Here is a 13,783-nt window from a genome sequence, read left to right as displayed (position 1 = left end):
ACGGGCCGGCATGCCGCTCCCGTGATGATGCTGAGGCGCGCCCGGGCGGCACCCGTCCCAGGGCGAATCCAGTCCGCCCGGATAGCGTGGAGCGCGTGGGAGTCGTGAACGATGCGAAGAGGGCCGTCGCGCTGGTGCGCAAGGCGCTGCGAGGTCGCAGCGCGTACCGGGCGGTCCGATCCGCGCTGAGCGAGCGTGGCCCGCTCGAGCGCGATCGGTACCGGGTCGCCGTGTACTTCGCCGACAGCGACGTGAACATGTACCAGATGCGCCAGTGGTACAAGCCGCTGCAGGAGCTGGCGAAGACGTGGCCGGTGCTCGTCATCGCGCGCAACGCGGCGGGGGCGCGCGCGCTCATCGCCGACGGCGCGCTGCCGGTGGCCTACACCCCGGAGGTGCGCGGCATCGAGCGGCTGCTGCGCCGGCAGGACATCCGCGTCGTGCTGTACGTGAACCAGAACACGCGCAACTTCCAGATGTTCCGCTACGGGCGCCGCTGGCACGTGTTCATCAACCACGGCGAGTCCGACAAGATGTACATGACCACCAACCAGTACAAGGCGTACGACTACGCGCTGGTGGCGGGCCAGGCCGCGCGCGATCGCCTCTCGCGCACGCTGTGGGACTACGACGTGGAGCGGCGCACGATCGAGATCGGCCGGCCCCAGGCCGACCACTACTCGGGCGTCGTGCCGTACGAGCCCGATGACCGCACCGTGGTGCTGTACGCGCCCACGTGGGAAGGCGACCGCCCCGCCGCCCACTACGGGTCGGTCCTCTCGCACGGCGAGGCGCTCGCCGCGGCGCTGCTGGCCGATCCGCGCTACCGCCTCATCTACCGCCCGCATCCGCGCAGCGGGGTGGTGGACGCGGCGTTCGGCGAGGCGAACCGGCGGATCATCCGGGCCATCCGCGCCGCGAACCAGGCCGATCCGTCGGCGCACCACGTGTACGACGACCGGCCGGAGCTGGGCTGGCAGCTGGCGGCGGCGGACGTGGCGATCGTCGACATCTCGGCGATGGTCTACGACCGTCTCGCCGCGGGCAAGCCGCTCCTCGTGACGCGGCCGGCGGACGAGCGCGCGCAGGTGGACGAGGGCGGGTACCTCGGCGCCTGCGAGTGGCTCGACGCCGCCGACGCGGCGGATGTGATCGCACAGGTCGAGCGCGTGCGCGGCGACGCGGAGGCGACCGAGCGGCTGCAGCACTGGGTGCGCCACTACTTCGGCGACACCTCGCCCGGCGCGCCGACCGCCCGCTTCCACGCGGCGATCGAGCACCTCATGCGCGAGTGGGACACGTGGCACGCGGGATCGACGGAGGAGCCCGCCTCGGACGAAGAGGACGACGAGGGCGAGGACTGACCCCCGATCGGTTGCTGAACGGAGCGGCCGGAGGCCGCGGAGATGAAGCGACCACCGCAAGCTCGCGGGATCCGCCAGGTCGCACCGGATCGGTTGCTGAACGGAGCGGCCGGAGGCCGCGGAGATGAAGCGACCACCGCACCTCCGCCTCGGGTCAGCAGCCGGGGCCGGTGGGGTTCTCGTGGCAGGTGTACTTCACGAGGCCGGTGTGGGCGGTGACGGCCTGGATGGTGCGGGTGGCGGGCGGTGAGGCGACGAGGCCTTCGACGGGGCGGGTGCCCCAGGGTCCGAAGTCGACGACGGCTTCGGACAGGACGGTGGCGGTGACGGGGTAGTGCCCGCGGGCGCTGTAGGCGTGGCTGGTGTCGGTGGGGGTGAAGTCGGGCTGGCCGAGTTGTTCCCAGGTGCCGCTGCCGAGGGGGACGGTCTTGGTGGTGCCGTCGCCGTAGTCGATGCGTGCCTGGACGGGGGTGAACTGCACGGACACGGGCAGGTCGAACAGGGTGCCGGTGGCGGTGTGGGCGGTGGCGGTGACGAGGACGTTCATGGGCATGCCGACGACGGCGACGCCGTCGGGTTCGGTGCCGATGGCGGGGGTGGCGGGGGCGAATCGGGCGACGTCGGTGGCCTGCACGGCGGGGATGATCGGCGCGTCTTCGGTCTGCTCGGCGGGTGGTTCGGGGGCGTAGTCCTGCCAGCAGAGGCCGTCGGCGCGTGGGGAGGTCTGGTCGTCGCGGCATCGTCCCCACCGCGGGTCGCGTTGCGGCGGTGCGGCCTCACCGACGCCGTCTCCGTCGCCGGCGATCGGCTGCGTGCCACTGCCGGACTCCGACGAGCCACCGCCGCTACCGGGACGCGTCACGGAGCCCTCCAGCGCGACCTCGGATCCGTTGTTGGATGAAGTGCACTGGTCGATCCACGACGCGAACTCGCAGGCGCTCGCGGACTGCACCGCGATCGGCGCCGCCGTCAGCATTAGCCCGACGAGCACGCCTGCCGCGACAGCGACGGTCAGCCGTCGCATGACGGGCCGTCCTCTCTGCCCTCGGTCTGCTCGATCAGCATGGCATCGCCGCGCTCGGGTAGGACGAAGGAGACGCGAAGCGACTGGACGTCGGGTCGGGTGTCTCTGACGACCGACTGCCCGCTTGGGTCGACAACGTCGATCTCGGAGACATCCAGGCAAACGTCCATCACCGCTGTGCCCGCTTCGACATCAGCGGAGCGCGGTTCGAGGATCACGATCTTGGTGCTTCCAGTGCGCGTCAGGCGCTCGGCGTGAAATGAGGTGAGCTGTTCGCGGGCGGAGGCGAGCGAATCGCCCGTCGTAAGCGCATAGACCGGCTCGAAGGTCTCGGGATCGCTCAGGTCGACGGCGTTCTCCGCCTCCACATACGCCCGATACGTCTCCTCGGCCGCGGCGAAGGCCTCCTCCTCGCTCGCGAACCCGGTCGGCGTCGGCTCGGGCTCGGGCGCGGCGGCGCACCCGGCCAGTGCAAGGGCGAGGCCTGCGAGCAGAGCCAGAGCGAGTGACCGGCGCGACATGCCACACACGGTAGCGAGCGCGCGCGATCCCCGCAGAGGCTCTCCACAGCCCCGCGGCGCCGGACGCGCGAGCTACTTCGCGGCGCCCGCCCGGTAGTACCGCGACTCCTTGCCGTGGATGGGCGAGTCATCGGGCACCATGCGCCCGCGCGACGCCTTGCGGATGTCGAGGATCGTGCCCACGGCCAGCGCGAACGTGATGCCCCAGCTCACCCACTGCAGCGCGACCCGCCACGTGAACGGCCGCTCGCCGGCGCCGCGGAGCAGCGAGACGCCGCTGAGCACCGCACCGACGATCCCGGTTCCTGCTACATACTTCCGCATCCCCATGTCAACCACGCTAGCGCGCAACATGCCCGACACGCCCTCGCTGTTAGCCTGGCGATACCGGCACAACGACCGTCCCGGGGCGAATGCCGACCCGGCGCGAAGGACGAATCCCGGTACGAGGAGACAGAGTCATGCAGAAGGCCGATCTCGTGGTGGTCGCCAATCGCCTGCCGGTGGACCGGGTCACGGAGCCCGACGGAACCGAGACCTGGCGGCGATCTCCCGGGGGGCTCGTCACGGCTCTCGAGCAGGTGATGGCCAAGACCGACGGCGCGTGGGTGGGCTGGGGCGGCAGGGCCGACCTCGAGATGGAGCCCTTCGAGTTCGAGGGCACGGTCCTCGTGCCCGTGCGGCTGTCGGCCCAGGAGCTCAAGGACTACTACGAGGGCTTCTCGAACGGCACCATCTGGCCGCTCTACCACGACGTCATCGCCGCGCCGGTGTACCGGCGCTCGTGGTGGGACGCGTACGTGCGGGTGAACCGCCGCTTCGCCGAGGCCGCCGCGGAGGTGGCGGAGCACGAGGGCTTCGTGTGGGTGCAGGACTACCAGCTGCAGCTCGTGCCGCAGATGCTCCGCGAGCTGCGCCCCGATCTGACGATCGGGTACTTCCACCACATTCCCTTCCCGGCATACGGCCTGTACTCGCAGCTGCCGTGGCGTCGGCAGGTGCTCGAGGGCCTGCTGGGCGCCGACGTGCTGGGCTTCCAGCGCGTGGCCGATGCGGGCAACTTCCAGCGCTCGGTGCGGCGGATCTTCCGCTACCCGACGCGGGCGAGCGAGATCACCGTGCCGACGCCCGAGGGCGGCTCGCGCAACGTGATCGCCGCGCCGTTCCCCATCTCGATCGACGCGCAGGCCTTCATCGAGCTGTCGCAGCGCCCCGAGGTGCGGGCGCGCGCGGCCGAGATCCGCGAGCAGCTGGGCAACCCCGACAAGATCCTGCTCGGCGTCGACCGGCTCGACTACACCAAGGGCATCCGGCACCGCCTCAAGGCGTTCGGCGAGCTGCTGGACGACGGCAAGGTCACGGTCGGCGAGGTCACGCTCGTGCAGATCGCGAGCCCCAGCCGCCCCGGCGTCGAGGCGTATCAGGATCTGCGCGACGAGATCGAGCTGACGGTCGGCCGCATCAACGGCGACTACGACACGATGCACCACACCGCCATCCGGTACCTGCACCAGGGCTTCCCGCGCGAGGAGATGGTCGCGCTGTACCTGGCCGCCGACGTCATGCTCATCACGGCGCTACGCGACGGCATGAACCTGGTCGCCAAGGAGTACGTGGCGGTGCGCACCGACAACCGGGGCGTGCTGCTGCTGAGCGAGTTCGCCGGCGCCGCCGATGAGCTCAGCAGCGCGCTGCTCGTGAACCCGCACGACATCGATGGCATGAAGGAGGCGATCCTGCGCGCCATCAACATGCCGACGGCCGAGCAGTCGCGCCGCATGCGCGCGCTGCGCCGCAACGTGCTCGAGAACGACGTCGAGGCCTGGGGGCAGAGCTTCCTCAAGGCGGTCGACGCCATCCGGCACGCGCGGGCCACCGGCGCCCCGATCCCGCCGGAAGTGAAAGTGAAGCCGACCCTCAGGAAGAAGCCCCGCGAATGACGCAACCGCAGACGGACTGGCGCTCGGCGCTGCCGCGCATCGCCCACACCGAGCGACTCCTCGTCGCGCTCGACTTCGACGGCACGCTCGCGCCGCTGCAGGACGACCCGATGACGTCGCGGGCGCTGCCCGAGGCCGCCGAGGCGGTGCGGCGGCTGGCGGATCTGCCCGACACGATCGTCGCGTACGTCTCGGGCCGCAGCCTGCCGCACCTGCGGATCATCGCCGAGCACGACGACGCCTCGCGCGTGTGGCTGGCCGGATCGCACGGCGTGGAGTACTGGCGGCCCGCCGACGTGGAGGTGCCCGCGGACGACGAGCCCGACGACACACACGAGCGCGAGCTGCTGGCACGCCTGGCGGCCGAGGCGAAGGAGCTCGTCGACGGCATCGAGGGCGCGTGGATAGAGGACAAGTCGGTGGGCTTCGCGGTGCACACGCGCCTGACGCCCCGCGACATGGCCGACGGCGTGCAGGGCGTGATCGACGCGCTCGTGGCGCGCGAGGCGCCGGGCTGGCGGCGCCGCGCCGGGCACGACCTCGTGGAGTACACGTGGCGGCACGAGGGCAAGGACGCCGCCGTCGCGCGGCTGCGCGAGCAGACCAGGGCGACCGCCGTGCTCTTCGCGGGCGACGACGTGACCGACGAGGACGCCCTGGCGAGCCTCGAGCCCGCCGACCTCGGGGTGCGCGTGGGCTCGGGGGAGACGTCGGCCTCCGTGCGCGTGCAGGCCGCCCGCGAATTCGCCGACCTGCTCGCCGAACTTGCGGATCTGCGGGCATCCTGACAGCCCGTCGCGGGCGCGCCCGAGCGGATCGCGCACCGGGCGCGGGGCGCGGTTCGGGCGGCTCTAGACTCGGGATCATGGCCGAAGCAGTCCCCAGCGCATCCATCGACATCAAGCCCCGCAGCCGCGCCGTCACCGACGGCATCGAGGCCACGACCTCCCGGGGCATGCTCCGCGCTGTCGGCATGGGCGACGACGACTGGGAGAAGCCGCAGATCGGCATCGCGTCGAGCTGGAACGAGATCACGCCGTGCAACCTGAGCCTCGACCGCCTCGCGCAGGCCTCGAAGGAGGGCGTGCACGCCGGAGGCGGCTACCCGCTGCAGTTCGGCACGATCAGCGTCTCGGACGGCATCTCGATGGGCCACGAGGGCATGCACTTCTCGCTCGTGAGCCGCGAGGTCATCGCCGACAGCGTCGAGACCGTCGTGATGGGCGAGCGCCTCGACGGCACCGTGCTGCTGGCCGGCTGCGACAAGTCGCTGCCCGGCATGCTCATGGCCGCGGCCCGCCTCGAGCTCGCGAGCGTCTTCCTCTACGCCGGCTCGATCGCCCCCGGCTGGGTGAAGCTCGAGGACGGCACCGAGAAGACCATCACGATCATCGACTCGTTCGAGGCCGTCGGCGCCTGCAAGGCGGGCCAGATGAGCGAGGCCGACCTCAAGAAGATCGAGTGCGGCTTCGCGCCGGGCGAGGGCGCCTGCGGCGGCATGTACACGGCCAACACGATGGCGTGCATCGCCGAGGCGCTCGGCATGAGCCTGCCCGGCTCGTCCACGCCGCTGAGCGCCGACCGCCGCCGCGACATGTACGCGCACCGCTCGGGCGAGGCCGTTGTCGAGATGCTGCGCAAGGGCATCACGACCAAGGACATCCTCACGAAGAAGGCGTTCGAGAACGCCGTCACCGTGGCGATGGTGCTGGGCGGATCGACCAACGCGGTGCTGCACCTGCTCGCGATCGCGAAGGAGGCGGGCGTCGAGCTCACCCTCGACGACTTCACCCGCATCGGCCAGCGCTCGCCCCACCTGGCCGACGTCAAACCGTTCGGCCGCTTCGTGGCCCAGGACTTCGACCGCGTGGGCGGCATGCCCGTCGTCATGAAGGCGCTGCTCGACGCCGGCCTGCTGCACGGCGACGCGCTCACCGTCACCGGCAAGACCGTGGCCGAGAACCTCGCGACCCTCGACGTCGCCCCGCTCGACGGCGAGGTCGTGCGCACGCTCGACAACCCGATCCACGCCACCGGCGGCCTCACGATCCTGAACGGCTCGCTGGCGCCCGAGGGCGCCGTCGTGAAGACCGCCGGCTTCGACGCCGAGGTGTTCGAGGGCCCCGCCCGCGTGTTCGAGCGCGAGCGCGCGGCGATGGACGCGCTCACGAACGGCGAGATCGACAAGGGCGACGTCGTGATCATCCGCTACGAGGGCCCCAAGGGCGGTCCCGGCATGCGCGAGATGCTCGCGATCACCGCCGCCATCAAGGGCGCTGGGCTCGGCAAGGATGTACTACTCTTGACGGACGGTCGATTCTCCGGCGGCACAACCGGCCTGTGCATCGGCCATATTGCACCCGAGGCGGTGGACGCTGGTCCCATCGCCTTCGTGCGCGATGGTGATCTGATCAGGGTCGATATCGCGGCCCGCACTCTCGACCTACTCGTCGATGACGCGGAGCTCGAATCCCGCCGTTCCGGCTGGGAGCCCCTGCCCCCGCGCTACACCCGCGGCGTTCTGGCGAAGTACTCGAAGCTCGTCCGCTCCGCAGCGGAGGGCGCCGTCACGGGCTGACGCGCCTCTGCGAGCAGCCCACGCAATCAGATCCAGGAAGCATGCACATGTCATCCGACACCGCTCCGGCCGTGCCCCGGCCGCCCGCCCGCACCGCGAACGCGTCCGTGCTCACGGGCGCCGAGGCGGTCGTCCGCTCGCTCGAGATGCTCGGTGTGACCGACGTGTTCGGTCTGCCGGGCGGCGCGATCCTGCCCGTCTACGACCCGCTCATGTCGGCCGAGAAGCTGCGCCACATCCTCGTGCGCCACGAGCAGGGCGCCGGCCACGCCGCCGAGGGCTACGCCTCGTCGAGCGGCAAGCTCGGCGTCGCGATCGCGACGTCGGGCCCCGGTGCGACCAACCTCGTCACCGCCATCGCCGACGCCTACATGGACTCGGTGCCGATGCTCGCGATCACCGGCCAGGTGTTCTCGACGCTGATGGGCACCGACGCGTTCCAGGAGGCCGACATCGTGGGCATCACGATGCCGATCACGAAGCACTCCTTCCTCGTGCGCACGGCGGAGGACATCCCGGGCGCGCTCGCGGCGGCGTACGAGATCGCGACGACCGGGCGCCCCGGTCCCGTCCTCGTCGACATCACGAAGGACGCGCAGCAGAACGAGATGACGTTCTCGTGGCCGCCCAAGTACGACCTGCCCGGCTACCGGCCCGTCACGAAGGCGCACGGCAAGCAGATCCAGGCCGCCGCGTCGCTCATCGCCGAGGCGCGCAAGCCCGTGCTGTACGTGGGCGGCGGCGTCATCCGCGCTCGGGCCTCGGCCGAGCTGCGCACCCTCGCCGAGACGAGCGGCGCGCCCGTGGTGACCACGCTCATGGCGCGCGGCGCGTTCCCCGACTCGCACCCGCAGCACCTCGGCATGCCCGGCATGCACGGATCCGTTCCCGCGGTGCTCGCGCTGCAGGAGGCCGACCTCGTCGTCGCCCTCGGCGCGCGCTTCGACGACCGCGTCACGGGCAAGGCGAGCCTGTTCGCGCCGCACGCCAAGATCGTGCACGTCGACATCGATCCCGCCGAGATCGGCAAGATCAAGGCCGTCGACGTGCCCATCGTGGGCGACCTCAAGGACGTGCTCGTCGACCTCGACGCCGCCCTGCGCGGCACCGAGCGCGCCGACACCGAGGAGTGGTGGGCCTACCTGCACGGGCTGCAGGACCAGTACCCGCTCGGCTACACGCCCACGAGCGACGGCCTGCTCGCGCCGCAGCACGTGATCCAGCGGATCGGCGAGCTCACCGGTCCCGAGGGCGTGTACGCGGCCGGCGTGGGCCAGCACCAGATGTGGGCGGCGCAGTTCATCAAGTACGAGCGACCCAACGCGTGGCTCAACTCCGGCGGCGCCGGCACGATGGGCTACGCCGTGCCGGCGGCCATGGGCGCGAAGGTCGCCCAGCCGGATCGCGTGGTGTGGGCGATCGACGGCGACGGCTGCTTCCAGATGACGAATCAGGAGCTGGCCACCTGCGCGATCAACAACATCCCGATCAAGGTCGCCATCATCAACAACTCCTCGCTCGGCATGGTGCGCCAGTGGCAGACGCTGTTCTACGACGGCCGCTACTCGAACACCGACCTGAACACGGGCGCCGGATCGATCCGCGTGCCCGACTTCGTCAAGCTCGCCGAGGCGTACGGCTGCCACGCGATCCGCGTGGAGACCGAGGATCAGGTGGACGCGGCGATCCAGGAGGCGCTGTCGATCAACGACCGGCCCGTCGTCATCGACTTCGTCGTGAGCGCCGACGCGATGGTGTGGCCGATGGTGCCGCAGGGCGTGAGCAACAGCTACATCCAGTACGCGCGGGACAACGCGCCGACGTTCGACGAGGAGGCCTGAGATGTCGACGCACGTGCTGAGCCTGCTCGTCGAGGACCGCCCCGGTCTGCTCACCCGCGTGGCCGGGCTGTTCGCCCGCCGCGGCTTCAACATCAACTCCCTCGCCGTGGGCGTGACGGAGATCCCCGGCCTGTCGCGGATCACGGTGGTCGTGGACGTCGACGACCTGCCGCTCGAGCAGGTGACGAAGCAGCTGAACAAGCTCGTCAACGTCATCAAGATCGTCGAGCTCGACCCGGCCTCGTCGGTGCAGCGCGAGCACATGCTCGTCAAGGTGAAGGCCGACAACACGAGCCGCTCCAACGTGCTCGAGGTCGTGAACCTCTTCCGCGCCCGCGTGGTCGACTACGCGCCCGACGCGCTCGTGATCGAGGTGACCGGCGACAAGGGCAAGGTCGACGCGTTCCTCAAGGCCGTCGAGCCGTTCGGCATCAAGGAGCTCGCCCAGTCGGGCCTGCTCGCCCTGGGCCGCGGCGGCAAGTCCATCACCGAGCGCGTCCTCCGCGGCTGAGCCCGACTCCATCGGTTGCTGAACGAAGCGGCGAAGCCGCGAAGATGAAGCGACCACCGCAAGCCCACCAGCAACACCCAAGGAGAGAACCAGTGACCGAGATCCTCTACGACGCCGCCGCCGACCTGTCGCTCATCCAGGGCAAGAAGGTCGCGGTGGTCGGGTACGGCTCGCAGGGCCACGCCCACGCCCAGAACCTGCGCGACTCGGGCGTCGAGGTCGTCATCGCCCTCAAGGACGGCTCGAAGTCCACGGCCAAGGCGCAGGAGGACGGCTTCGAGGTCAAGTCGGTCGCCGACGCGACCGAGTGGGCCGACCTCATCATGATCCTCGCGCCCGACCAGCACCAGCGCTCGATCTACGCCGAGGGCATCGCCCCCAAGCTCACGGCGGGCAAGACGCTGGCCTTCGCGCACGGCTTCAACATCCGCTTCGGCTACATCCAGGCGCCCAGCGACGTCGACGTCATCCTCGTCGCGCCGAAGGCCCCGGGCCACACGGTGCGCCGCGAGTTCGTGGCCGGCCGCGGCATCCCCGACATCATCGCCGTCGAGAACGACGCGTCTGGCCAGGCCTGGGACGTCGCGCTCTCGTACGCGAAGGCGATCGGCGGCACCCGCGCCGGCGTCATCAAGACGACGTTCACCGAGGAGACCGAGACGGATCTGTTCGGCGAGCAGGCCGTGCTGTGCGGCGGCATGAGCCACCTCGTGCAGGCGGGCTTCGAGGTGCTGACCGAGGCGGGCTACCAGCCGCAGATCGCCTACTTCGAGGTGCTGCACGAGCTCAAGCTCATCGTCGACCTCATGTGGGAGGGCGGCATCGCCAAGCAGCGCTGGTCCATCTCGGACACGGCCGAGTTCGGCGACTACGTCTCGGGCCCGCGCGTCATCGACGCCGACACGAAGCAGCGCATGAAGGACGTGCTCGCCGACATCCAGTCGGGCGCGTTCGCGAAGCGCTTCATCGACGACCAGGACGCCGGCGCGCCGGAGTTCAAGGCCCTCCGCGAGAAGGAGGAGTCGCACCCCATCGAGGCCACCGGCAAGGAGCTGCGCGCCCTGTTCTCGTGGAAGAACAGCGACGACGATTACGTGGAGGGCAGCGCTGCGCGCTGATCGCTTCAGCTGGTCGCTTCATCTCCGCGCCTGCGGCGCTCCGTTCAGCAACCGGTGGGCTCCACTCATCGGTTGCTGAACGGAGGCCGCGCTAGCGGCCGGAGATGAAGCGACCACCGCAACCACGGCCCCCGCGCTCACGAGGCGCGGGGGCCGTGCTGCGTCCGCACGGGGGTCCAGCGCCGGCCGCGCAGAATGATGCGGTTTGCGTCATCGATCCACGAGGAAGTCCATGCGAATCCCCACCCTTCGCCGCGCGCTGGCGCTGACCGCCGCGGGCGCGACCGCCGCCCTCGTCCTCGCCGGCTGCGCGGGCGCCGCGCCCGAGCAGGCCGTCGACACCGGGGCGCCCCTGTACGACGCGCTGCCGCAGGACATCAAGGACGCCGGCAAGATCGTGGTCGGCGGCGACATCGCGTACGCGCCGATGGAGTACTACGACGAGGACGGCACGACGATCCTCGGCTTCGACAAGGAGCTCACCGACATCCTGAGCGAGCAGCTGGGCGTGCCGTTCGAGTGGAACAACGTCGTCTTCGACAGCCTCATCACGCAGCTGAACTCGGGCCGCATCGACATCATCGTCTCGGGCATGAGCGACAACGAGGAGCGCCAGCAGGAGATCGACTTCGTCGACTACTACATGGCCGGCGCCGTCCTGCTCGTCCCGAAGGGCAACCCCGAGGGCCTCACGGGCATCGAGGACCTGTGCGGGCGGACGATCGCCGTGCAGCGCGGCACGGTGCAGGAGGGCTACGCGCAGGACCAGTCGGCTACGTGCGAGGCCGAGGGGCAGGTGCCGATCGAGATCCTCTCGTTCGACCGCGAGACCGAGGCGATGCTGCAGGTGAAGAACGGCCGCGCCGTCGCGGGCATGCAGGACTACCCGGTGGCCGCGTACAACGCGCGGGTGTCGGGCGGCGGCGAGGACTTCGAGGTCGTGGGCGACCAGGTGCAGGCCGGCCCGATGGGCATCGGCGTGAGCAAGGACGACGCCGAGCTGCGCGACGCGATCCAGCAGGCCGTGCAGGCCGCGATCGACGGCGGCGAGTACGGCGAGCTGATCGAGAAGTACGAGACCCCGCTCGGCGCGGTCGACGAAGCCACGATCAACGGCGGCTGACATGGACGAGCGGACGATGACCACGGTCCCGGTGCGGCACTGGGGGCGCTGGATCACGGGCGCCGTGGTGCTCGTCCTGCTCGCCGCGCTCGTCTACGCCTTCTCGCAGGCCGACATCCAGTACGACGCGACCCTGCGGTTCCTCACCGTGCCGACGATCCTGCAGGGCATGGCGGGCACGCTGCTCATCAGCATCGCCGCGCAGGCGCTCGGCATCGTGCTGGGCGTCGTGGCCGCGATCATGCGCCTGTCGGCGAACCCCGTGGCGCGCGCGGTGGCGGGCGGCTACGTGTGGCTCTTCCGCGGCACGCCCGTGCTCGTGCAGCTGCTGCTCTGGTACAACCTGTCGCTGGTGTTCCCCGAGGTGTGGATCCCGTTCGCCGGCTCCGTCGACACGAACACGATCATGACGCCGTTCCTCGCGGCCCTGCTGGGGCTCGGCATCAACGAGGGCGCGTACATGGCCGAGATCGTGCGCGCGGGCATCGTGTCGGTCGACAAGGGCCAGGTGGAGGCCGCCAAGTCGATCGGCATGCGGCCGGGACGCACCATGCGCCGGATCGTGCTGCCGCAGGCGATGCGGGTGATCGTGCCGCCCACGGGCAACGAGTTCATCAACATGCTCAAGACGTCGTCGCTGGCCTACACGATCCAGTACGGCGAGCTGCTGCTGTCGGCGGTGGGCATCTACTCCAACAACCTGCTCGTGGTCGAGCTGCTGCTGACGGTGTCGATCTGGTACCTGATCCTCACGACCGTGTTCAGCATCGGCCAGTACTTCATCGAGCGGCGCTTCGAGTACTCGTCGGTGAGCGACGCGTCGAGCGTCGGCGACGTGCTGCGCCGCATCCTGCCGGGGAGGACCCGATGAACGCTCCGCTCGTCCAGGCCGTCGGCGTGCGCAAGCGCTTCGGCGACAACGAGGTGCTGAAGGGCATCGACCTCGCGGTCGCGCCCGGCGAGGTCGTGTGCCTCATCGGCCCGAGCGGATCGGGCAAGTCGACGTTCCTGCGCTGCATCAACCACCTCGAGCGGATCGACGGGGGAGAGCTGCGCGTGGCCGGCGAGCACGTGGGCTACCGCGAGAGCAACGGCCGGCTCTACGAGCTGCGCGAGCGCGAGGTCGCGGCGCGGCGCGAGAGGATCGGCATGGTCTTCCAGCGCTTCAACCTGTTCGGCCACATGACGGCGCTCGAGAACGTCTCGGAGGGGCCGATCGGGGTGCGCGGCGTGCCGCGCGCGCAGGCGCAGGCGGAGGCGCGGGCGCTGCTGACGCGCGTGGGCCTGGCGCACCGGATGGACGCGTACCCGCACGAGCTCTCGGGCGGTCAGCAGCAGCGCGTGGCGATCGCGCGCTCGCTCGCGATGAAGCCCGAGCTCATGCTCTTCGACGAGGGCGTGTTGATCAAGAGGTTCCGCTCCTCGGTGGGTGAGTCTTGAACGGTGACGCGACAGGAGATCTCTGACGAGGTGTGGGCCGTGATGGAGCCGTTGATGCCGACGGTGACCGGTCGGTCGCGGCCGTGGACGGATCACCGGCTCGCTATCGAGGGGATGGCGTGGAAGTACCGGACCGGTGCGCCGTGGCGTGACGTTCCGGAACGGTTCGGGAAGTGGAACTCGATCTACAAGCGGTTCAACCGGTGGGCCGGGGACGGCACCTGGCAGAAGCTGCTCACCGAGGTGCAGAAGCAGGCCGACGCCGCTGGGGAAATCGACTGGGTCGTCTCGATCGACTCCACGATCGCGCGCGTGCATCAGCA

13 protein-coding genes and 1 pseudogene are annotated in these 13,783 nt (G+C 70.3%); 11 read left to right on the top strand and 3 right to left on the bottom strand.

Going from position 1 to position 13,783, the window contains the following annotated elements:
• The first annotated feature begins 95 nt into the window (after positions 1–95).
• On the top strand, positions 96–1,364 hold the full coding sequence (locus ACODR5_RS04845; RefSeq protein WP_449853349.1) for a CDP-glycerol glycerophosphotransferase family protein: 1,269 nt from the start codon (positions 96–98) through the stop codon (positions 1,362–1,364).
• Between the two features lie 154 nt (positions 1,365–1,518).
• Here ACODR5_RS04845 and ACODR5_RS04840 read toward each other — a convergent pair whose 3' ends face one another.
• The 3 genes from ACODR5_RS04840 to ACODR5_RS04830 all read right to left on the bottom strand — a co-directional run bounded on the left by ACODR5_RS04840 (position 1,519) and on the right by ACODR5_RS04830 (position 3,239).
• Entirely contained in the window at positions 1,519–2,388 is an 870-nt protein-coding gene (locus ACODR5_RS04840; protein WP_488982907.1) for a hypothetical protein, read from the bottom strand.
• Positions 2,376–2,909, bottom strand: coding sequence for a hypothetical protein (locus ACODR5_RS04835; RefSeq protein WP_488982906.1), 534 nt, complete (start codon positions 2,907–2,909; stop codon positions 2,376–2,378). Before ACODR5_RS04835 ends, ACODR5_RS04840 begins: the two co-directional genes overlap by 13 nt.
• A gap of 72 nt (positions 2,910–2,981) precedes the next feature.
• Positions 2,982–3,239 carry a hypothetical protein gene (locus ACODR5_RS04830; RefSeq protein WP_488982905.1) on the bottom strand — a complete coding sequence of 86 codons (258 nt, stop codon included), beginning with the start codon at positions 3,237–3,239 and terminating at the stop codon, positions 2,982–2,984.
• A gap of 131 nt (positions 3,240–3,370) precedes the next feature.
• Between ACODR5_RS04830 and ACODR5_RS04825 the strand changes: the two genes are divergently transcribed.
• The 10 genes and pseudogenes from ACODR5_RS04825 to ACODR5_RS04780 form a co-directional block, all read left to right on the top strand.
• Positions 3,371–4,849 (top strand): alpha,alpha-trehalose-phosphate synthase (UDP-forming), encoded by a 1,479-nt coding sequence (locus ACODR5_RS04825; RefSeq protein WP_449853345.1) that lies wholly within the window; start codon positions 3,371–3,373, stop codon positions 4,847–4,849.
• Complete coding sequence (otsB, locus tag ACODR5_RS04820) at positions 4,846–5,637, top strand: trehalose-phosphatase (RefSeq protein WP_488982904.1); 792 nt, start codon at positions 4,846–4,848, stop codon at positions 5,635–5,637. Before ACODR5_RS04825 ends, otsB begins: the two co-directional genes overlap by 4 nt.
• A 77-nt stretch (positions 5,638–5,714) precedes the next feature.
• Positions 5,715–7,427, top strand: coding sequence for a dihydroxy-acid dehydratase (ilvD, locus tag ACODR5_RS04815; RefSeq protein WP_488982903.1), 1,713 nt, complete (start codon positions 5,715–5,717; stop codon positions 7,425–7,427).
• A 47-nt stretch (positions 7,428–7,474) separates the two neighbouring features.
• Positions 7,475–9,268 carry an acetolactate synthase large subunit gene (locus ACODR5_RS04810; protein WP_488982902.1) on the top strand — a complete coding sequence of 598 codons (1,794 nt, stop codon included), beginning with the start codon at positions 7,475–7,477 and terminating at the stop codon, positions 9,266–9,268.
• A gap of 1 nt (position 9,269) precedes the next feature.
• Positions 9,270–9,779, top strand: coding sequence for an acetolactate synthase small subunit (gene ilvN, locus ACODR5_RS04805; RefSeq protein ID WP_449853341.1), 510 nt, complete (start codon positions 9,270–9,272; stop codon positions 9,777–9,779).
• A 92-nt stretch (positions 9,780–9,871) separates the two neighbouring features.
• Complete coding sequence (gene ilvC, locus ACODR5_RS04800) at positions 9,872–10,897, top strand: ketol-acid reductoisomerase (protein WP_488982901.1); 1,026 nt, start codon at positions 9,872–9,874, stop codon at positions 10,895–10,897.
• A 232-nt stretch (positions 10,898–11,129) separates the two neighbouring features.
• Entirely contained in the window at positions 11,130–12,020 is an 891-nt protein-coding gene (locus tag ACODR5_RS04795) for an ABC transporter substrate-binding protein (protein WP_488982900.1), read from the top strand.
• Positions 12,021–12,036: 16 nt separating this feature from the next.
• Complete coding sequence (locus ACODR5_RS04790; RefSeq protein WP_488982899.1) at positions 12,037–12,891, top strand: amino acid ABC transporter permease; 855 nt, start codon at positions 12,037–12,039, stop codon at positions 12,889–12,891.
• Positions 12,888–13,415: pseudogene (locus tag ACODR5_RS04785) on the top strand (amino acid ABC transporter ATP-binding protein); the annotation flags it as partial. The gene ACODR5_RS04790 and the pseudogene ACODR5_RS04785, both read left to right, overlap by 4 nt.
• A gap of 48 nt (positions 13,416–13,463) precedes the next feature.
• Positions 13,464–13,783: IS5 family transposase (locus ACODR5_RS04780; protein WP_488982898.1), on the top strand; the 320-nt coding region annotated here is incomplete at its 3' end.

It is taken from the genome of Microbacterium sp. FG3 (assembly GCF_057809335.1).
This window is presented reverse-complemented; position numbering and strand designations above follow the sequence as displayed.

What these genes read in the sequence shown, in the direction of transcription:
- ACODR5_RS04840 (WP_488982907.1), bottom strand. Translation starts at nt 2,388, where the DNA reads ATGCGACGGCTGACCGTCGCTGTCGCGGCAGGCGTGCTCGTCGGGCTA.
- ACODR5_RS04835 (WP_488982906.1), bottom strand. Translation starts at nt 2,909, where the DNA reads ATGTCGCGCCGGTCACTCGCTCTGGCTCTGCTCGCAGGCCTCGCCCTT.
- ACODR5_RS04830 (WP_488982905.1), bottom strand. Translation starts at nt 3,239, where the DNA reads ATGGGGATGCGGAAGTATGTAGCAGGAACCGGGATCGTCGGTGCGGTG.
- ACODR5_RS04825 (WP_449853345.1), top strand. Translation starts at nt 3,371, where the DNA reads ATGCAGAAGGCCGATCTCGTGGTGGTCGCCAATCGCCTGCCGGTGGAC.
- otsB (WP_488982904.1), top strand. Translation starts at nt 4,846, where the DNA reads ATGACGCAACCGCAGACGGACTGGCGCTCGGCGCTGCCGCGCATCGCC.
- ilvD (WP_488982903.1), top strand. Translation starts at nt 5,715, where the DNA reads ATGGCCGAAGCAGTCCCCAGCGCATCCATCGACATCAAGCCCCGCAGC.
- ACODR5_RS04810 (WP_488982902.1), top strand. Translation starts at nt 7,475, where the DNA reads ATGTCATCCGACACCGCTCCGGCCGTGCCCCGGCCGCCCGCCCGCACC.
- ilvN (WP_449853341.1), top strand. Translation starts at nt 9,270, where the DNA reads ATGTCGACGCACGTGCTGAGCCTGCTCGTCGAGGACCGCCCCGGTCTG.
- ACODR5_RS04795 (WP_488982900.1), top strand. Translation starts at nt 11,130, where the DNA reads ATGCGAATCCCCACCCTTCGCCGCGCGCTGGCGCTGACCGCCGCGGGC.
- ACODR5_RS04790 (WP_488982899.1), top strand. Translation starts at nt 12,037, where the DNA reads ATGACCACGGTCCCGGTGCGGCACTGGGGGCGCTGGATCACGGGCGCC.